Annotated in this window: 21 protein-coding genes; 3 read left to right on the top strand and 18 right to left on the bottom strand. The window is 38.3% G+C overall.

All coding sequences use genetic code 11. The annotated features are described in order from the left end of the window. Positions 1 to 40: 40 nt before the first annotated feature. Positions 41 to 1300, top strand: coding sequence for a cysteate-C-fatty acyltransferase (locus DX873_RS06125; protein ID WP_116183604.1), 1260 nt, complete (start codon positions 41 to 43; stop codon positions 1298 to 1300). Between the two features lie 20 nt (positions 1301 to 1320). Here DX873_RS06125 and DX873_RS06120 read toward each other — a convergent pair whose 3' ends face one another. The 6 genes from DX873_RS06120 to DX873_RS06095 all read right to left on the bottom strand — a co-directional run bounded on the left by DX873_RS06120 (position 1321) and on the right by DX873_RS06095 (position 6524). Then, positions 1321 to 2214, bottom strand: a complete 894-nt coding sequence (locus DX873_RS06120) for an alpha/beta hydrolase (RefSeq protein WP_198412966.1) — start codon at positions 2212 to 2214, stop codon at positions 1321 to 1323. 65 nt (positions 2215 to 2279) lie between these two features. Then, positions 2280 to 2801 (bottom strand): hypothetical protein, encoded by a 522-nt coding sequence (locus DX873_RS06115; RefSeq protein WP_147296614.1) that lies wholly within the window; start codon positions 2799 to 2801, stop codon positions 2280 to 2282. A 22-nt stretch (positions 2802 to 2823) separates the two neighbouring features. Beyond that, entirely contained in the window at positions 2824 to 3741 is a 918-nt protein-coding gene (locus DX873_RS06110; protein WP_116183601.1) for a TolB family protein, read from the bottom strand. A 168-nt stretch (positions 3742 to 3909) separates the two neighbouring features. Further along, positions 3910 to 4665: an SDR family NAD(P)-dependent oxidoreductase gene (locus DX873_RS06105; RefSeq protein ID WP_116183600.1), complete on the bottom strand. Its 756-nt coding sequence runs from the start codon at positions 4663 to 4665 to the stop codon at positions 3910 to 3912. Between the two features lie 85 nt (positions 4666 to 4750). Then, positions 4751 to 5515: a helix-turn-helix domain-containing protein gene (locus DX873_RS06100; RefSeq protein ID WP_116183599.1), complete on the bottom strand. Its 765-nt coding sequence runs from the start codon at positions 5513 to 5515 to the stop codon at positions 4751 to 4753. A 160-nt stretch (positions 5516 to 5675) separates the two neighbouring features. Beyond that, positions 5676 to 6524 carry a hypothetical protein gene (locus tag DX873_RS06095; protein ID WP_116183598.1) on the bottom strand — a complete coding sequence of 283 codons (849 nt, stop codon included), beginning with the start codon at positions 6522 to 6524 and terminating at the stop codon, positions 5676 to 5678. 203 nt (positions 6525 to 6727) lie between these two features. On the opposite strand from DX873_RS06095, the gene DX873_RS06090 reads away from it, so the two are divergent. Continuing rightward, the gene (locus DX873_RS06090; RefSeq protein ID WP_147296613.1) at positions 6728 to 7735 is read left to right on the top strand and encodes an NAD-dependent epimerase/dehydratase family protein; all 1008 of its coding nucleotides are present in this window, start codon (positions 6728 to 6730) and stop codon (positions 7733 to 7735) included. A 65-nt stretch (positions 7736 to 7800) separates the two neighbouring features. On the opposite strand, the gene DX873_RS06085 is transcribed toward DX873_RS06090, so the two are convergent. From DX873_RS06085 to DX873_RS06025, 12 genes are all read right to left on the bottom strand, one after another. Further along, positions 7801 to 8754 carry a TolB family protein gene (locus tag DX873_RS06085; RefSeq protein WP_116183596.1) on the bottom strand — a complete coding sequence of 318 codons (954 nt, stop codon included), beginning with the start codon at positions 8752 to 8754 and terminating at the stop codon, positions 7801 to 7803. A gap of 194 nt (positions 8755 to 8948) precedes the next feature. Next, entirely contained in the window at positions 8949 to 9974 is a 1026-nt protein-coding gene (locus tag DX873_RS06080) for an alpha/beta hydrolase (RefSeq protein WP_116183595.1), read from the bottom strand. After that, the gene (locus DX873_RS06075; RefSeq protein WP_116183594.1) at positions 9971 to 10912 is read right to left on the bottom strand and encodes a nuclear transport factor 2 family protein; all 942 of its coding nucleotides are present in this window, start codon (positions 10910 to 10912) and stop codon (positions 9971 to 9973) included. The genes DX873_RS06080 and DX873_RS06075 overlap by 4 nt, the downstream gene beginning before the upstream one ends. 81 nt (positions 10913 to 10993) lie before the next feature. After that, positions 10994 to 11914, bottom strand: a complete 921-nt coding sequence (locus DX873_RS06070; RefSeq protein WP_116183593.1) for an AraC family transcriptional regulator — start codon at positions 11912 to 11914, stop codon at positions 10994 to 10996. Between the two features lie 108 nt (positions 11915 to 12022). After that, complete coding sequence (locus tag DX873_RS06065) at positions 12023 to 12283, bottom strand: TfoX/Sxy family protein (RefSeq protein WP_116183592.1); 261 nt, start codon at positions 12281 to 12283, stop codon at positions 12023 to 12025. 3 nt (positions 12284 to 12286) lie between these two features. Next, the gene (locus DX873_RS06060) at positions 12287 to 12988 is read right to left on the bottom strand and encodes a CPBP family intramembrane glutamic endopeptidase (protein ID WP_116183591.1); all 702 of its coding nucleotides are present in this window, start codon (positions 12986 to 12988) and stop codon (positions 12287 to 12289) included. A 44-nt stretch (positions 12989 to 13032) separates the two neighbouring features. Then, positions 13033 to 13485: a GNAT family N-acetyltransferase gene (locus DX873_RS06055; protein ID WP_116183840.1), complete on the bottom strand. Its 453-nt coding sequence runs from the start codon at positions 13483 to 13485 to the stop codon at positions 13033 to 13035. After that, complete coding sequence (locus DX873_RS06050; RefSeq protein WP_116183590.1) at positions 13482 to 13979, bottom strand: ClbS/DfsB family four-helix bundle protein; 498 nt, start codon at positions 13977 to 13979, stop codon at positions 13482 to 13484. Before DX873_RS06050 ends, DX873_RS06055 begins: the two co-directional genes overlap by 4 nt. Before the next feature lie 82 nt (positions 13980 to 14061). Further along, a complete protein-coding gene (locus tag DX873_RS06045; RefSeq protein WP_116183589.1) occupies positions 14062 to 14913 on the bottom strand; it encodes a DUF5694 domain-containing protein in 852 nt (283 codons plus the stop codon). A 409-nt stretch (positions 14914 to 15322) separates the two neighbouring features. Then, complete coding sequence (locus DX873_RS06035; RefSeq protein ID WP_116183588.1) at positions 15323 to 16033, bottom strand: aspartate/glutamate racemase family protein; 711 nt, start codon at positions 16031 to 16033, stop codon at positions 15323 to 15325. A 40-nt stretch (positions 16034 to 16073) separates the two neighbouring features. Then, the gene (locus tag DX873_RS06030; protein WP_116183587.1) at positions 16074 to 17192 is read right to left on the bottom strand and encodes a GTP cyclohydrolase; all 1119 of its coding nucleotides are present in this window, start codon (positions 17190 to 17192) and stop codon (positions 16074 to 16076) included. Between the two features lie 67 nt (positions 17193 to 17259). Beyond that, positions 17260 to 18252 (bottom strand): transporter, encoded by a 993-nt coding sequence (locus tag DX873_RS06025; protein WP_313777742.1) that lies wholly within the window; start codon positions 18250 to 18252, stop codon positions 17260 to 17262. 172 nt (positions 18253 to 18424) lie between these two features. Here DX873_RS06025 and DX873_RS19230 point away from each other — a divergent pair, with 172 nt between their 5' ends. Next, a complete protein-coding gene (locus DX873_RS19230) occupies positions 18425 to 18589 on the top strand; it encodes a hypothetical protein (protein WP_232520870.1) in 165 nt (54 codons plus the stop codon). The last annotated feature ends 20 nt before the right edge of the window (positions 18590 to 18609 follow it).

Here is an 18609-nt window from a genome sequence, read left to right as displayed (position 1 = left end):
AAAAATCTATATTTTTGCAGTTGAACCAAATTCAGGGTAGATGAGAGATTTATTTGATAGAATCATTGAGAATAAGGGGCCTTTGGGAAAATGGGCTTCACAGGCGGAAGGTTATTTTGTGTTCCCAAAATTGGAAGGTCCTATTTCCAATAGGATGAAATTCCAGGGAAAGGATGTAATCACATGGAGTATCAATGATTATTTAGGTCTTGCAAATCTACCGGAAATCAAAAAGGTGGATGGGGAAGCTGCACTAGAGCATGGAGCCGCATATCCTATGGGTGCTAGAATGATGAGCGGTCATACTGATTATCATGAGCAATTGGAGCAGGAGTTGGCTGAATTTGTGAACAAAGAGGCTTCTTACCTTTTGAATTTCGGTTATCAAGGATTCATGTCCGTAATTGATGCTTTGGTATCCAAAGACGATATCATTGTTTATGATGTGGATTGTCATGCTTGCATCATCGATGGTGTTCGTTTGCATATGGGAAAACGCTTCACCTTTAAGCACAATGATGTAGAGAGCCTAGAGAAAAACTTGGAACGTGCCACAAAATTGGCCCAAGAAACTGGAGGAGGAATCTTGGTGATTTCCGAAGGGGTTTTTGGAATGCGTGGAGAGCAGGGAATTTTGAAGGAAATAGTTGGCTTAAAGAACAAATTTAAGTTTAGACTTTTGGTTGATGATGCGCATGGGTTTGGAACTTTGGGTAAAACTGGCGCAGGAGCAGGAGAGGAGCAAGGTATACAGGACCAAATTGATGTGTACTTGGCCACTTTCGCAAAATCCATGGCCGGAATCGGAGCTTTTGTAGCAGCAGATAAAGAAATTATAGAATACCTTAAATATAATTTAAGGTCCCAGATGTTTGCCAAGTCTTTACCTATGGTATACGTAAAGGGAGCATTAAAGCGTTTGCATATGCTCCGCACCATGCCTGAGCTTAAAGCAAAACTTTGGGAAAATGTAAATGCCTTACAAAATGGCTTAAAAGAAAGAGGGTTCGATATTGGAACCACCTCTAGTTGTGTTACTCCGGTATATCTTAACGGTAGCATTCCTGAAGCTATGGCCTTGGTGAAAGACCTTCGTGAGAATTATGGTATTTTCTGTTCCATCGTAGTATATCCGGTGATTCCAAAAGGGTTGATATTGCTTAGAATGATACCAACAGCGACACATACTATGCAGGACATAGCTGAAACTTTGGATGCGTTTTCGGCAATTCGTGATCGCCTTCAGAACGGTACTTACAAAAGGCTTTCAGCGGCTGTGGCAGCTGCTATGGGAGAGTAGTCCCCACGTATTTCCCGAGATTACTTCTCTTTAACAAATTCAACTATAATTGGAACTAATTCCTCTTTGAGTGGGAGTTTTGGGTCTCCATAAGTGCCCAAGTTCTCCATTTTATTATCACTAGCAGGTTTTAGGATATGGTTCATCCCTTCAAGAATGGTTTTTTGGGTGTTTTTACCTGATATGGCCAATTTTTCAGCATGCTTAAGGTCAATTTGGATATCTGTGGTTCCTTGCACTATCAAAATTGGGCAATCCAATCTTGAAATTTCTTTTGCAGGGTCGTATTGGAACCATGAAATCAAATACGGTTGTACGCTTGGCCTAAATAGGGCGAATAGTTCTTGGGGAACTTCTTCAACCAATTCCCCTTGTTGAAGTTGCTCCAGAATAGGAATGGCTTTTTCTCTCACAAATGAGGGCTGCTCCCGCAATTGATCATAAATAAGTTGATTTGCCGGAAAACCGGCTCCAGCCAATGAGATGAAGCGAGACACACCTTCTTCTCTGGAAGCTATCATTCCGATTAAAGAACCTTCACTATGTCCTATTAGGATTATATCACCAAATCTGGAATCGCCCCTTAGCAGTTTTACCCAGGCTTTTACATCATTAACATAATGTTCAAAGGTTATTTCGGTTTCAGAGAACCCAGAAAGCCTACTTTCTCCTATACCTCGTTTGTCAAACCGTACCGAAGCTATTCCATGAGCTTGAAGCCCTTCTGCTAGCATTTTCAAGGAATTATTGGACATCATGGGAAAGTTACCATCTCTATCCGTAGGGCCAGATCCGGAAATTATTAAGGCTACTGTTGGAGTGCTGGTAGAATCGGGGAGAAGTAGTGTTCCAGAAATATCTCCCGTATCAGTATGCAATAGAATGGGCTTATTTGTTTTTTGTCCTTGAGACATATGACTTATTAAAAGTGATAAAAAAATAAAAAATCTGAATAGCATTGGTGACTTTGGATATTACTTTAGTTTATTCTTGATCCTATTTCAACATATTTCCAAATTCCTGGGTCCTTGGGGTCTCCGTATTTGTTTTCACCCGTCCAGATGTATGATTTGAAACTTTCGTCAAATACAATCTCCCCAAATCTTTCATGATATTCTTCAGAATCACCATCAGGACCATTTTTAATTGTAAGCTTTCTTTCCGCTGGGTCCCAGCTCAAAATATCAAATTGAATTTTATGCCAATTTCCAAACATGGAGGCCATTTCGTACTGTTGCTCTTTTGAATTGTAATGGATATACCATCGATAAGTCCGTTTTTTGCCCGTTGAAGAAACAGCCCTGGAAGTCAGCTGAATGTAAGTGCTATCCAGAGCATAGACCCCAATACGCGTAGTCTTTTCCCACCAGTCCCTCTCCTTATTGTCTTCCCTAACTTCCCATGTTCCCAGTAAAAAATCCAAATCTTGGATACTTTTTTCCTGTCCGAAAGATGTTGTTGTGATGAGCAACGTAAATACAAAAAAGAATAGTTTTTTCATGATTGATTGTGGTATTCGTTCTCTACGGCCTTAGTTTTTCGAACACTTCTGTACTTATCCAATAAAGACCTCTTTCCGGTTCTTTCGATTTTTTGAAGAAAAGAAACTTGGCATCGGGGGACAGGGTTGGTGCCCCGGCACCTGCGGTTGTGTTAATTTCTGGCCCTAAGCTTACCGCCTTTGTCCAAATATTATCTCCCACTTGAAACGAGATATAAATCTGTTGGATATTATTGCTTTCAGGTCTTGAGCTACAGAAAAGGATATAACTTTCATCAGGCGCTATCACAGAATTACTTTCTCCATAAATTGAATTTATGTTCGGCCCAAGATTTCTAACATTGATAAAGTTTCCATTCACCCATTCAGCTCTATAGATATCATCATCACCATATCCTCCTGGTCTGGAGGAACGGAAAAAGAGGTTCTTTTTTTGGGAAATAGATGGATATACTTCTCCTGCATCAGTATTGATTTTTGTACCCGCATAAATAGGCTCGGACCACCCATTGCTGGTTTTTAAACAATAATATATGTCTAACCCTTTTGAATTTGGCTGTGGCCTATCCGAAGCAAAGAAGATATAATTTCCATCAGGGGTATAATTAATGTCCACGTCGGAGTGGTACCCTGAAAAGGCAGCTGTTTTAGGACCGATGCATTCATTATCGACCAGTTTAAAGGTCTTTATCTCATAGGTGGGATTAGGTTTTTCCTGTGTTGCCTTGTAATAAGAAAAAAACATTTCTTTCCCATCTGGCGAGAAGGAAATATTAAAACTCCTTTTCTCTCCATTGGGATGTTTTACCAAAGCACCTCCATGAAACAATTCTGCCTTTAGTCCGGGAGGTTCCTGTCCAAAATATCCCAGTTCATGCATCTGTGCTTGAGCACCTGTAAGTAGCAAAAACCCAATTAAGATGTGAAAGAGTTGTTTCATAACATTAAAAACCTGTTGCAGTCTAAAGATAACTGAATGATAGCTCTTAATGCAATTAAGCCTATCTATTACTATGTTAAGTTCTTATTAAAAGAAAAAACGCAGTTCTTTAGAACTGCGCTCAACTTAACTTTTAGTAAACTATACTATATTCAGAAGGATAGCTTTCTAATTCCTGCCGGCCATTACCCCACCATCTATATCCCAGATTGCTCCTGTTACCCAAGAACTTTGATCTGTGAGTAGGAAATGGATGGTCTTTGCAATATCATTAGCCCTGCCCACTCGACCAATCGGGTGAAAGTCGTTGAATCCTTGAAGGGTCTCCTCAATTTTGTCTTTGTCGATAAAAGCTCCGTAAATAGGAGTTACCACCACTGCTGGGGAAACGGCATTGACACGAATATTGTGCTCTGCCAACTCCATGGCAAGATGCTGGGTAAGAGAGTGCAGACCCGCCTTGGCCATAGAGTAGGCGGATGAGGGAGTGGCTTTTATGGCTTGCTTTGCCCACATGGAACCAATATTTACTATGGAGCCGCCTCCGTTTTTGATAAGCACCTTTGATGCGGCTTGATTGATAAAGAAAAATGCACGGTTGAAATTATGGTACGTGTCATAATCTGATTCAGAATGCTCTAAGAATGATTTCGGGCTGAAATATCCTGCAGCATTCAAAACATATTTTAGGTTAGGTGCAATTTTCTCTACTGAGGATGCAAACAGTTTTACAGCTTCGGAATTATTCAAATCCAAATTGAAGGTTTTCACTGAACCCAGTACGGATAACTCTTCGCTTGCTTTTGACAGATTGACATCATTCCTACCAACAATAAGTACTTCAACATCATCTTTTAATAAAAGTTCTGCCGTAGCTTTTCCCATTCCCGTGGTTCCACCTAGTATTAATGCTTGTGTATTCATTTTTTTGTTTTTAGAATTTATACAAGCACAAAATTCTATAGAATACCTTGCTTAAAATGGTAATCCGCAAACTGAACATGGTAATTTAGAGATGCTCCTTTTGAAACTGTTTAGGTGTAAATCCCGTTCCTTTTTTGAAATATTTGGTAAAGTAAGTAGGTTCATCAAAACCAAGGGAGAAGGCTATTTCCTTAATGGAAATAGAGCGGTTGGAAAGCATGCGCTTTGCTTCCAGAATCCTGCTCTGCTTTATAATATTTGCAGGAGTATCCAGCAGAACTGACTTAGAGATCTCAGTTAGTTTTTTTGAATTGGTGTTCAGTTTTTCCGCGAAGTAATCCACACCATGAAAGTGTTGAATTTCCTCAAAAACAAGTTTTTTAAAACCTGCCGCAAGTTTGTGGTCCGGATTTGACTCAATATCAATGCTACCTTCAGTTTTTCTCAAACGCTCTATCAGGAAAAGTATATTTTGAAAATAGTGATAAACCTGCTCTCTATAAAAGCTTTCCTTTGTCTGAATTTCCTTTTCTATGAAAGAGGCCAGTAGACCAATTTTTTCAGCGTCCTCATCAGATAGTACCAGGCAGCTACTTCCAATCTCACTAAAAATAGATAGGGAGAACCTATCCATGAATCCTTGCTTGCTTCTATTGATAAAATAGTCGTTGAAATGAAATAGATACCCTTCGTTTGCGGAATCTAAACAGAAATGGTGTACTTGATTTCGATTTATAAAAAAAATGGTATTTGCATCGTGGTCTACCGTATTGTAGTCAATATAATGCCTTCCTGCCTGTTTGAACCAAATTATTTGGTAAAAGCTGTGCCTATGGGGAATGGAAGCCAATGTTCTATTATGCTCAAAATAGGTCTTGGCGTCATTTATGACAAAATGCAGCTTGGTGTAGTCATTTTTATGTAGATCGTATCTTTGGATAGGTTACAATGTTGAAATATTAGCACTTACATATAAGTATGGAACCATGGTCGGATTGCATTCTTTCTGTTTAATTCGCGTAAAGACTGAAAAATTGGTCGGTATCCTTAATATTCTCAATATCTAGAATCCAACAAACTTCAGAAAGGTCGGAGAAATCCAATCCGCCTGCTTCAATTGCTTCATTGAGATAACGCCCATCTTTGCCGTTATAGGTGTTCCCTAAATCCACGGCCAATTTCCAGATACTGATTAACTCCGGATTGGTTAGTTCTGCTTCCCATGCCGTAAATTCGGGGGAACGGAAACCTGGGGTGCCATTTCCAACACTATTTCCATCAGGTATTTTTATGTAATCAATATTTTGCTTTACAAATTTGAGGCTTTCTGGAGATGTAACTTCTTCGTTCCAATCACTATGTTGAACAATATGTATTCTTTCAGCTAAGTCCATTTCGGAAAGTTCGGGTTGGACCGCCCTTATGAGGTGTGCCGAAAAATCGGATTGTCCTGCATCCGCAATCCAAATATTTCCTCCTTGTGATAGCGCTGATTTTACCAAAGGTTTCACTTTTTCTACTGCTGCTTCTACATTGTTGTGGGCGTCTGTCCAGTTATTTCCAAATGAAAGCTGAAAAAGGTCATTGGGAGGCACGTATAGTCCTTTTTGTGTACCGTAAGTGCCTGCAACAGCATGGTAGTTTATTTTTGAATAATCGGGATTGGATAGTAGTGTGGCAAAAGCCGCAACCGAATGAAGGTCGTCCACATCTGTCTTGCAGTCATATTGCACCAACAGCAAATCCTTTTCAATGTTGAATCTTGTTTCGGATGAAGTGGGTTCAACTTCCTTGGATTTGTTTTTGCAACTCGTAAAGATTACAATAATCACTAAAGCTAGGACTGTACTTGGTTTCATTGTTGTGCTATTTGGTCTAGTTAGATTTTTAGGTACGCAAATCCCCAGGAAGAGATGTGAGGTACATCTTTTAGATTATTGCCAACTAAGTTAGCAAAAAGGCAGTTGAATCTCACCAAATAGGATGTAGGCTAATTTCCTAACATAGGTCAATTCTATTGGTTGTCATTGTTTTTTTCTTTGGACCAGAAAAAGAGAAAGAAATGAACAGAATTGTTGTTACCGGTGCAAATGGCTTTGCAGGAAGCCATGTATTGGAAAGTTTTGTTGAAAATCCTTTGGAAGATTGTGAGGTTGTAGCCGCCTGCAGGAATGAAAACAAACTACCACAATGGTTTGAGGGCAAAAAAAATATTGGAGACCTTTTGGACAGTGCTTATTTGGAAAAATTGACTAATGAGGCCGATGTGATATGCCACACCGCAGCTTTTGCCGAGATGAATGGAACGGTTTCAAATTCTAACAAGTATTTTTTTGAGCCTACAAAGGAACTCATTGAAGCTTCGGTCAGAAATGGAGTAAAAAGATTTGTTTTTTTATCATCCACTACTTCCAATCCCATTGCAAATAGAAGGCTTCACTCAAAAAGGGCGCTAAAGAAAATTTGGCCTCATTATTACAATGTAATCAGAATTGAAAATCTCTTGAATAATTTAAAAGCCAAAGGAATGGAAGTTGTAATTCTAAGGGTAGGCTTTTTTACCGGAAAAAATTATTCCCTGGGTATTTTGCCCATTCTTTTACCTAGACTAAAAACACATTTGGCACCCTGGGTAAATCATGGCAATACATCACTGCCTCTGACCAATGGAAAGGATATTGGAGAGGCCTTCAGGTTATCTTCTTTGGTTGAGCTAAAAGAACCTCTCAACATCTTTGATGTTGTTGGAAAGGAAGTACCAACGGTTAAAGAAGTATTTGGTTACTTGAATGAGATTTACGGCTACCCATTGCCACATTTTAATGTGTCGTTCAAGTTTGCGTACACCTTTGCTCGATTCATGCAAATATTGCATAAACTAATTCCAGGTGACCCACTGATTGTTCCTGCCATTGTGCTTTTGTTGGAAGAAACAAGCGCAAGCAACAAGCGGGCGAAGGAAATCCTGGGGTATGAACCTATGGTTCATTGGAAAGAAAGCATTGATATCCAAATTAAAGAGATGCAGGTGAGGCAGAAATCCAATATGAAAATGAACACAATCTCTTGATATAATTTGAAGACAAGAAACTAGGAATGTGTATGCCAGAATCGTTTTAAGAATGTTGTTTGAACCTACTTTAAATACTCTGGCTTCAGCGTTTCAATAATTTTTGCACTGATCCAATAAATATCCGCTTTTCCTCTTCTTCTTGAAGTAAAAAAAAGATAATCACCATTTAATGAAACGCTTGGACAAATTTCGTCATTGGTTGAGTTGATCCTTGGTCCCATATTGATGGCATTTGTCCAGTTTCCATTGTTATTCTTATAGGAGATATAGAGATCTTGCATCCCCACGGTATCCTCCCTGTTCTGGGAACTAAATATGATGTAACTCCCATCTGGGGCAACAAAAGAATCCCAGTCATGTTTATCACTATTGATGGCGTTGCTCAGCAACTCAGGAGTTTGGTAAGTACCGGAAACAAATCTCGAGATGTATATTTCGCAACCACCGTTGCCTTCGTCTCGGCATGAAAAGAAGTACAAATTTCCTTTAAGGTCAACAGAAGGGTAATTCTCAGTACGATTAGAGTTTATGATATTCCCCATATTTTTTGGCTCACTCCACTTGCCCGATGCTAGCTTTTCCGACACATAAATATCCAAGTTGTTTGACTTTCCATTCTCTTGTGGTTTTGGACGATTAGATCCAAAATAAAGTTTGTTCCCATCAGGGGAAATTGTAAAATCGCGATCAGTATAACCATTGGAGAAATCAATGGGCTTAGGTCTTAGCCATTGTCTATCGACCAATTTCGTTTCAAATATGGTCCAGACACCATTATGAAGGGCATTATAATAAAATTTGGTGCCTTCATCGGTGAAAACTCCACACATCTCGGGCTCATTTTCCTTTGAAATGACTTCATCTATAAACACCTCCGAAAACATGTCTGGAACTTCTCCTCCAAAATAAGGACCTTTTAAGATTGGAAAATCTAAAGGGTTTTCCTCTATATTCTGAGCAATGATACACTTGGTTCCAACCAATAAGAGAAAAAAGAGTGGTAGATAAATTTTCATAATTTATGTATTGAACGACCACCAGATAGTCGCCATAAAGGTGAATTGCGAGTACTTCCTCACTAAATTAGTGAAAATGAGAGGTTCTTGGCTTCTTTCGTTTGGCTGTTGAACACTATTTTCATTTTATAAAATAGCAAAAGCGGTCCAAATTTATTGTTGAACCGCTTTGCGCCATTTTAGTATTATACTTTTCACATTTTCTGGGCAAACCATGTGCTGGCTTGCAAAACAGATTCATGTACTTCAGCATCTTGGTCGTAAAAGCTAAATTGGTGGTATGGAGACTCCATTTTTGTGTCGATCCAATGCAGTTTTTTGTCATCGGAGGAAATATCACCAAAGAATTTTTTTGTGTAATCTGGTAGAACAGCTCCATCGGAATGCACCATTAACACAGGCTTTTTAAGGTCTTTTGCGTATGGCATAGGATTAACCGTCAACCAATCTTCCCAACTGGCAACAGCAAATTTATCGTTGCTCCATTCTTTGATTGCCCCACGCTTTTCATTTAGATAATAATCATAAGGACCGAACATGGCAGCTGATTCATCGGTTTCTGATATGGCAGGAATATAAGCGACCGCTCCCGTTTTTGCATATTCTTTTTTTGCTTCTTGTGCTGCTTTGATTTTTTCTTCAACTCCTTCTTCGCCACCATAAAATAGTTTAACGGCCTCATGATCATGTAACCAGGAGGCAACAGTTACCACCGATTGAATCCTATCATCTTCTGCTGATGCCATTAAGGTATACATTGCTCCAGCACATACCCCGAAGGCGCCAATTTTTTCCTTGTTTACTTCTTCAAGTCCTTCCAAGTAACTTACCGCGTTTTTAATGTCATCTTTTTTAAGCATCGGACTTTCATAAAAACGTGGTTCGCCTTCACTCTCTCCAAAGTTTCTGAAATCGAATGCTAGGGTAATGAACCCCTGTTCTGCTAATTTTTTGGCATATAGCCCCGCCATTTGCTCCTTTACGGTCGTCCAACTACCTGATACGATGATGGCGGAATATTGTTTGCCAACAGTGTAGTTATTAGGATAGTAAAGATTCCCGATTAGGCTAATACCTTCACTTTTAAAGTTTACTTTTTTCATTTTTCCCTTGTTTGTTGTTGATACCTTATTGATTTTGTTTTCAGTTGAATTCTTTGTTTTTGGATTACAGCTAAAGAACAGTATTAATCCAAATATTCCGATGATTGTTTTCTTCATTGTTTTACAATTTTTTCAATTAGTCCAAAACTTTTGGCAGCTTTAATAGGATTGAAAATTTCTTCATACTCTAAAATCTTACCTTCTTTATCGAATTTGAAAATGGCGTAGTAGTCGTTTTTGTAGTCCCCTTGATTGTTTTTCAGTTTAATACTGCCCTTGAATTTTACAAATACCCTATTTAGCTCCATGGAGTAGATTTCTTCAATGGGAAATTGCATTCCATCAAAGCTTGGAAACACCGGGGTCCAATAGGCACGAATTTCTTCCTTTCCCGTTGCACCTTCTGGAAATAGGTCAGAATGATATGGATTTAAATGTTTTCCGTCTTTTGCGAAGAGATCAACCAAAATATCCAAGTCCTCATCTTCCAAAGCCTTTAAAAAGGCTCTGGCGTTGGTTTTATTTCGTTCCGCTGCATTTTGAAAATTTTGTTTGCCCTGTACTGTATTTATTGCTTTTTGGGGTAAAGCTGTATTTCCATCTTGATATTTGAAGTTGAATTTCATTTTGCTGATTTTCCATTGGTTGTCCTCTCTGGTCAAATCAAAATCATAACTGCCAACTACAGTCCAGATATTCCCATTTTCATCTTCCAAATAATGTGTAGCGGTACCATAGGCAAAAACATGCGCTTTGTTTTTGGTTATTTTTTCTTGAATGTTACCAATCTGGTGATGTGTATGGGAGAACCCCGGTAAAATAGTTTTCCAAGAGTCTATGATTTGTTTGGGTTTTAAGGTTGCTGATGGGTTGCCCATGGAGGAATAGTCCAACAGTACGGAATTGCTAAAACAGTTTTCCACTTTGTCCCAATCTCTTTGGTCTGTGGCCGTGAACAATTGAATGACTATATCTTTTGGCTTTTGCTGTTCCATATTCTGCGCTTTTAAGGCTGATAATGTGATTATTGCTAGTGCAGCAAGAAGTGATTTCATGGTGTTTAAATTTTGAACACCACAAAGTTGCGCATGACACGAGGCTTGCAGTTTATAGAATCAAAGCAAGAAGTATAAAAATCAAAGAATGGCCTCTTTACGGTAGGAATTTGGAGTTTTTGAGGTCATTTTCTTGAAGAAACTGCTGAAATTATTGGGTGAATCAAAGTAGAGTGAATAGGCAATTTCCTTAACACTATCTTGGGTTTGTATGAGACGGGCTTTCGCAAGGCCTAGAATGTGATTTTGAATATGCTGTTTGGCGGTTTGCCCAGTTATCTGTTTGGATACGGCATTCAAATGGTTGGGATGAATGCTGAGCTTTTGGGCGTAGTATGAAGTGGAGTGTAGTGCAGAATCATTGTCCAGTTTGGTATTGTCGTAAAAACTGATTTCTATTAAGGTTTGAAAGCGGGAAAGTATTTTCAAGTCTGTCTTTCGAATTTCGTCCTTGGCATCATTGGGAGCAATGTTTTTAAGAAAATATCTTTTTACAATGTTCAACAACAGGAGGACGTAGGATTCTATCAATTGAAACTTATCTGGATGTTCGCTTTGATATTCCAGCTGTATGGACTCGTATATGGAGAGGATTGGATTAATGTCTTCGGGCTCTACCTCAAAAGGAATATCTTTCTCAATCTTTAGAAAGGGAAAGTGTTCCAAAATATCTTGTAGAAAATGTGATTTTGCTACGAAATCTTGAGAAAACATAATGTAAAACCCCTCCCAATCCGGTACAATATCCCAGGATAAAATCTGAAATGGAGAATTGAAAAAGATAGTGGAGCCTTCCGGAAAGTCAGTATGGTGTCCGGAAATTACTTTCCCTCCGCCCGTAGCTTTTAGAGCAATAGCATAGAATTCATGTCGAAAAGGACGCATAGCATGTACCACAGTGGGCATATTATCCTTAAAACTCCGGATATCAAAATTCGGATGTTTGGGCTTCGAAATATTGATTGCCCTACAATAGCTTTCTATGGTTTTGAAATGGTCCAAGGTTTTAATTGATATACCAGATTTTTATAATGGAAGTCATCCAAATAAAACTTGGTAGTTATAACTCTAAAGTTAATCAGAAAGATGTAGTGAACCGTGAAGAGCGTTTTATTTCCCTACCATTCTGTAAAAATCTAGTAGTTCCTTCTTTTTTTCTTTGTCAAGGCCATGCCATCTTATTCCTTGTATCGCACCTTCCAAAGCGTAAAGCATGTTGATGCAAGCTCCACTGTTTTCCAAAGTTGCAATTTTGACAATTGCATTTTTACTGCCCACTTCTTTTAATTCCAACTCAGTTTTAATTCCCACCGTGTTTAACTTCTCTGCAAGTGTTTGTCCAATATTGGGTAAATCGGTCAGTTGTGGCATATCTTAATTTTGAAAGTGAAGTATTAAAAAAGCGAATTGTATTCCGTCATAAAGTGCATGTGATATTACCAAAGGTAATAATCTGCGGTATTTGTAAAAGTAGAAGCATACAATTACACTTTTTAATCCTATGGAAAGAGCTCCGGCTGTTCCTTGGTATATGTGTGTTGCCCCAATCAATATTGAGGTCAAAAATATTACCGTGATATGCCAATAAGAGTTCTCATTGATATTCCAGAGACATTTTAATAAGAATACTCTGGACAGCTCTTCAAAAAGGGCAACGCCAATCCATAAAACAGGGATAAACCAAATGACCAATAATAGGGGATTGGTCGCCATGTCCCTTATGGTGTCCAATAATTCGGTGTTGGGTGGGTTATGATTTGGAATCCATTGATATAAAGTGGCCCTCTCAATAAAGAACAGGATAAAATAGATAACCGTTATTCCCAGGCCAATTAATACATCTTGATACCAAGTTCCTTTACCCGAATTAAAAGTTTCTTTAAAAGAATTCCGTACTAGGTATTTGTTCAGAAGTAAAATAAGTATACATGATCCACCGCCGAAGACCAACGGATAGACAATCATATCACTTGTCGAGAAATTTTCGGTTTGGGTCAACCTGTACCAGATCATTATCAAGTTGATTGGCAAGATTGCTATAAAAACGGCAAGAATATTTCGGAATGTCTTACTCATAATTGCCCCGTTTTACCAAATGTTGTGAAGTCACTCTTTTTTCGTTAAAAGTGAATCTTCATGCCTTCATGGGAAGCTTTAAACCCTAAATCTTCATAGAATTTAATTGCCTGAGGTCTTTTTTTGTCCGTTGTTAATTGTAATAAATGGGCGTTACGTTCTTTTGCTCTTTCGATGGCCCATTGGAACATCAATTTACCAATTCCAAGCCCTCTTTTATCCTTTCTGATTCGTACGGCTTCAATTTGGGCCCGTATTCCTCCTCGATAGGTTAGATATTGGATAAAGGATAATTGTAAAGTTCCTATGATTTCGGAATTTTCGTTTTCTAGAACGATCAATTCTTGATTTTGGTCGGTGTTTATGTTATCAAAAGCGTCCAGGTATTCATTTGGCAGTGGAGTTTGAAAGTTTTCCCTGGTTTTTCCAAGTTCATCATCAGCAATCATTTCCACAATTTTTGCTACGTCATTTTTGGTCGCTTTTCTAAATATCATTTTTTTCCTTTCTTGATTATTTTCAATGCCCAATCATAATGACTAGAAGTAGCTGAAATTAAATAGGCGCCCAGGGATGTTGTTCCCGTCCATTTATATCGCTTCTTCTCAAAAAGTTCATCATTTGAATGTTTTTCAATAAAAGCCCTTACTTTTTCATGAGATTCTTGCAAAAGTTTGCGGACTTCCTGTAGATCCGCTTGGTTGTATTTTTCCCAAATCAATCTATTCAGTTCAGGAGTAGTTTTCCAGGTATATCCTTTTGCGGGAATATCAGGTTTACCCCCTGACATTCCAACTGCACACCAATCCAAGACCATTAAATGCCAATGGTGCAAATGGGCCAGGACGTCCCTAATGTTTCGGTTCATTGTGTTGGAAGAGAATTCAGCAAGTTGTTCTTCCAATGGGTATTGGTCTACAAAATCATTGAGCTTTTTGTAATTCTTTTGACCCAAAGTCAACAATTCATCTTTTGTTTTTGGTCTTGGCATATCATTCGTTCTATTTGTTGCGAATGGACTTGGCAACGATTTTTGTTGATTTGCACTTTACGTGTTGGTACAAAACCTAGCTTTATTTCAGATAATCAAAGGTATTGACCATTTCATATTTTTCGTCTCTCTCCATAAACTCTCTTAAGAAAGCAGTATGACTTCCTCCTGTCAAAATAAATAGTCTGTCATTTTCCCCAAGTTGAAGTCTATTAAGGTTTGAATAGATTCTTAGGTTCCTTTGATAGTATTTAGCGGCTTCATCGGCACCTTCAAAACCATTTTCGGTCCCAGCATAGGTTAGAATATCAGCATTGGCTGTAATCAAAAAATCCAACATTTTCGGATGATTGATTCTCTTAAGTCTCTCCATTAAGGGAAGTCCCTCTTCAAATAGACTCAGGTGGGGAATAGACTTAAATGGATCTGCTTGGAAATTGTTAATTGTGAGCGAATCAATTGAATTGACTATTTCCGACCCAATGTTGTAGTTGTACTCCATTTTATGGTCCACACCATAAATCCGTTTGGTGCCTGCCAATCTTCCCACTTCAAATGCCAAAAGCTCAATTTCGTCAGGATTTTCAAAAACAGCGTCTTGATCCTTTAAATAAGTAGCGTAGTTGCCTTGCAAGGTTCCATTGTACTCGGGAGTGGCTTCTACAATTATAACCGTTGGCTTAAAGGCAGCAAGCATTGCGGCCACTTGATGAATGGTATCTTTGTTTTTCTTGTTGTTTTCATCAAATTCCACGGTGTGGGCATCACTGGAGTAACCCATATGAAAGGTTGCAAAGTTCAGCACTTTTATACCCGAACTTTCAGGTTCCACTGCTGTGGGTTCATTAGTTTTTTCTTCAGGTTTTTGGGTGTTTGTACAAGAAAAAAAGATAGATAAGATAAGAAGGCTTAAGATTGGTTTTAGTGTATTCATTTAAGTTTTTTTTGGTTGTAACGGTCTTGAAATACCGTTAATTTAAGTTTAAAGTTATTGTTTTCAGGGCTATGACTGCTATTTAAAATTCATAAGGGATTGGTTTGCATTCCCAAATCGAAATCGAAGATTCAGAATTGTAGCTTGGAATACTTTTGAGGTTAGAAGATTAAAATATCTGAGCATTTTAAAACGTACATTATAAAAACTGTACCTACCAAACTAACAAATACAGAGCTTTGCCAGAAATAAAGTTTGTTCCCAAAAAGCTTCCACATTCTTTTACCGAATTCCTTTTTTACATAACCGTTAAGGTTCACATAAAAAAGAAAGTTCAGCAATAGAAAGATGGACACCGCTATTGCTATTATCCAAATTTTTTCCACGCTTCAAATTTTAATAATTATGCTTACAAATTGTTGTCCGTTGATTTTTCTACAGAATCCAATGTAAAATTAATGACGCTTTCTACATGGATTTTGGTTGTATCGAACACTGGAATTTTAAAATCTTTTTGATTGATCAACATTGGTATTTCCGTGCATCCCAATATAATTCCCTCGGCACCCCTCTCAATCAAAGCATTTGCATATTGGATGAATTTTTTCTTCGATTCTTTGGTCACAAGCCCTTTCCCAAGCTCATTTTTTACGATATTTTGAATGTCCTCTATATCTTTTTTATCCGACGGAACAATGGTCTCAATATCGTACTCTTTTAGTTTCTTTCGGTAAAAATCCATTTCCATGGTAAATTTTGTACCCAATAAACCAATCTTGTGGAGTTTTTCCTTTTTTATCTCTATCGCAGTGGCTTCGGCAATATGAATAATTGGAATGTCAATCTTTGATTGAATTTCATCAGCAAACAAATGTGCTGTATTGGCACACAACACTATGGCATCTACATTGTGGGAAACAAGGTTCTTGCAAGCATCAAAAATCAGGTCAAAGGAATTGGTCCATCCTCTTTCCTGAATATCGGAAAAATTTAATGAATGGATTATACATTCGGGAGAGCTTAGGCCACCAAGTTTTTCATTGACCCCCTGATTAAAATATTTGTAATAATCCAGAGTGGATGTCCAACTAATTCCTCCTACAAATCCAATTTTCTTCATGGTCAATTTTAGGCGATATTAGATTAGAGGAATTTCATGACTAGAGTTCTCTGCGATATGTCCGCCTCCTTTTGTGCGTTACTGGACCAAAGTGTTTCCACATTTGTCGTATGGCCACATTGTCTTCTAGTTCAGGAGTTCGTATGCAGTTGACCACCCCTTTTTCTGTGAAAGTTTTGTGGTATTCATTAAAAATAATGGCGGTTACGCCTTTACTTTGGTAATCCGGTCTGATTCCGATTAGGTAAAAGATAACGTCCTTGCTCTCTTTTCTTGCCTTCAATAAGTGAAAGATGCCTGTTGGGAACAACCTTCCGTTGGCTTTTTGCAACGCTTTGGAGAATGAGGGCATAACAATTGCAAAGGCCACCATATCATCATTGCTGTCCACCACAAATTTGATGTACTCAGGGTTAATAAAACTGATGTATTTCTTTTTGAAATATTCTTTTTGTACATCGGTGATCTTCACAAAAGAGGATAGCTTGGAATAGGTACCATTAAAAAGGTCGAACATTTTGTCCACCCAAGGCATGATATCCTTGCTATTTTCAAAGTTCATTTCCCTAAGCCCATATCTCTTTTTCACCAAAAGATTGGCCTTGTGGAACATTTTTGGGTCAGCATTGGCGGCTGGAAATTTATTTTCCAGATATTCCTTTTCCTTGACAAACCCATGTTTTTCATAATGGGACTGGTAGTAGGAATGATTGTACCAAGTAATCATGGTGCCAATATGATCAAATCCTTCTATTAGGACACCCACTTTGTCCAAATTGGAAAAGCCAACCGGCCCTTCCATATAATCGAGCTTGTTTTGTTTGCCGATTTCCTCGACTTTATCCAGCAGAGCTTTAGAGACTTCCAAATCGTCCACAAAATCGAACCAGCCGAACCTCATTTTCTTAAGGTTTTGCTCCTTGACCTCTATCCAATTGATTATTGCTGCGACCCTGCCCACAACTTTACCATCTTTATAAGCAAGAAAGAAGGTTGCCTCAGCATTTTGGAAAACCGGGTTTTTGGCTTGGTCAAAGGAAGCCATCTCATCCTTTATAATGGGAGGTACCCAGTATGGGGAATTTTTGTACAGTGCAAAGGGAAACTTTACAAACGTTTTTAAATCAGCTTTGGAACTGACCTTTTTTATATTGACCATACAACATTTTTTGGATGACCAATATTAGGAATATTCCCAACAGTAGCAAAAATGATAGGTTGAAAACTTAGAAATCCAGACTGTCTTTCTTTTTCTTCTTGTTCTTTTTTCGTTTTTTCTTAAACGACTTCTTTTTGATCTTTGGTTTTTGGGAAGGACTTTGTCGGTCTATAGGTACCAATTCATCTTTGTGAAAGTCCAAACGGTAAGACAATCCACCTACAGCGAACATTCGAGAGGGAGAGTTTTTGAAATTGGAACCCAAATGGAAATCCACTTGAAAGTTCTCATTGAACAGATAGGCCAATCCGGTACGTACAAGAATATCAGAATACCGATCGCTTTTGATACCCTGGTTTTCAAAAAAAACGCTCCATTTAGGATTTCTGAAGGCATGGGTAACGGAAATGGCGTAGCTCCATTCCGGGAAATCGGTGCCTATACGGTCATAAGCAATGTTGGAAATCAATACAAACCTTGGAGACAGCCTGCTTTGGGTCGCTACAGCACCCCGGTACGAGATATTTGGGTCACCCACATAAAATGGATTATCGCCCAAAGTAAAGGTTGCACCTCCGTACAAAGAAACTGCAGGGATTAGATTTTTCCATTGGAAGACATTGTTGGCTCTCCAGCTGTAAAGATTGGGTTTGTTGTTCTCCGGGTTTTTAAAGGGGTCAAAAATCAAATATTTTGCTCCAATGCGGTTTCTTGTGAAATCGGTTCTAGTCTCATCCGGGTTTAAGTTGGAGTAGGAGAGACTTTGCGTAACAAAGGAACCCTCATAAACAATTTCCAATTGTTCAAAAAAGAAACCGTATCGCAATGCAATGTCAGACCCAATAATACTTGAATCAAAATTAAGATCGGAATTGTCCTGTTGTTCATAAAACAAACCAACTTCAGCCTGTACCACATTTTTACCCACTGCATAGGCGCTTACTGCTCTTCCGGGCCTATTGGAGTTGATGACATCCGTATACTGAGCCATCATAAAAGATGGAGCTAGGATGAAAAAAAGCAATGTTTTTTGAAAAGTGGAAGAAGCCATATAACCCATTTTAATACTATTTTATGAAACGTTTTTGTTCAATAAAGGACTTACAGTGTAATTTTGATGCAATAGCTATTGTTATATGGTTGTACTACAAACGATTTTAATCCTCATATTAGTATACTACGGGGTCAAATTGCTAGCAAAATGGTTACTGCCCAAGTTACTGAACTATGCAGTGGCAAAGACACAAGAGCGTTTTGGACAGCAATTTGGAAATTATGGGGAAGCTGGAAATGAAAAGAATAGGGAAGGCGAGACCTCTGTTTTCAAAAAACCAAACCTGAGATCTAATCCTTCAAAAAAAGTTGGAGAATACATAGATTTTGAAGAAATTGACTAATATTTGTCTTTTCAAAATCT

The sequence above is a fragment of the Flagellimonas nanhaiensis genome (assembly GCF_003382275.1).
GTDB classification, from domain to species: Bacteria; Bacteroidota; Bacteroidia; order Flavobacteriales; family Flavobacteriaceae; genus Flagellimonas; species Flagellimonas nanhaiensis.
Note: the sequence above shows the minus strand (reverse complement) of the source record. Positions and strands in the feature narration are given on the sequence as shown.

Coding starts and splice junctions, on each gene's coding strand:
- DX873_RS06125 (WP_116183604.1), top strand. CDS start 41: ATGAGAGATTTATTTGATAGAATCATTGAGAATAAGGGGCCTTTGGGA.
- DX873_RS06055 (WP_116183840.1), bottom strand. CDS start 13,485: ATGATATTTAGAAAAGCGACCAAAAATGACGTAGCAAAAATTGTGGAA.
- DX873_RS06085 (WP_116183596.1), bottom strand. CDS start 8,754: ATGAAAATTTATCTACCACTCTTTTTTCTCTTATTGGTTGGAACCAAG.
- DX873_RS06060 (WP_116183591.1), bottom strand. CDS start 12,988: ATGAGTAAGACATTCCGAAATATTCTTGCCGTTTTTATAGCAATCTTG.
- DX873_RS06025 (WP_313777742.1), bottom strand. CDS start 18,252: ATGGGTTATATGGCTTCTTCCACTTTTCAAAAAACATTGCTTTTTTTC.
- DX873_RS06030 (WP_116183587.1), bottom strand. CDS start 17,192: ATGGTCAATATAAAAAAGGTCAGTTCCAAAGCTGATTTAAAAACGTTT.
- DX873_RS06065 (WP_116183592.1), bottom strand. CDS start 12,283: ATGCCACAACTGACCGATTTACCCAATATTGGACAAACACTTGCAGAG.
- DX873_RS06045 (WP_116183589.1), bottom strand. CDS start 14,913: ATGAATACACTAAAACCAATCTTAAGCCTTCTTATCTTATCTATCTTT.
- DX873_RS06095 (WP_116183598.1), bottom strand. CDS start 6,524: ATGAAACCAAGTACAGTCCTAGCTTTAGTGATTATTGTAATCTTTACG.
- DX873_RS06120 (WP_198412966.1), bottom strand. CDS start 2,214: ATGTCTCAAGGACAAAAAACAAATAAGCCCATTCTATTGCATACTGAT.
- DX873_RS06075 (WP_116183594.1), bottom strand. CDS start 10,912: ATGAAATCACTTCTTGCTGCACTAGCAATAATCACATTATCAGCCTTA.
- DX873_RS06050 (WP_116183590.1), bottom strand. CDS start 13,979: ATGCCAAGACCAAAAACAAAAGATGAATTGTTGACTTTGGGTCAAAAG.
- DX873_RS06105 (WP_116183600.1), bottom strand. CDS start 4,665: ATGAATACACAAGCATTAATACTAGGTGGAACCACGGGAATGGGAAAA.
- DX873_RS06080 (WP_116183595.1), bottom strand. CDS start 9,974: ATGAAGAAAACAATCATCGGAATATTTGGATTAATACTGTTCTTTAGC.
- DX873_RS06035 (WP_116183588.1), bottom strand. CDS start 16,033: ATGAAGAAAATTGGATTTGTAGGAGGAATTAGTTGGACATCCACTCTG.
- DX873_RS06090 (WP_147296613.1), top strand. CDS start 6,728: ATGAACAGAATTGTTGTTACCGGTGCAAATGGCTTTGCAGGAAGCCAT.
- DX873_RS06115 (WP_147296614.1), bottom strand. CDS start 2,801: ATGAAAAAACTATTCTTTTTTGTATTTACGTTGCTCATCACAACAACA.
- DX873_RS06110 (WP_116183601.1), bottom strand. CDS start 3,741: ATGAAACAACTCTTTCACATCTTAATTGGGTTTTTGCTACTTACAGGT.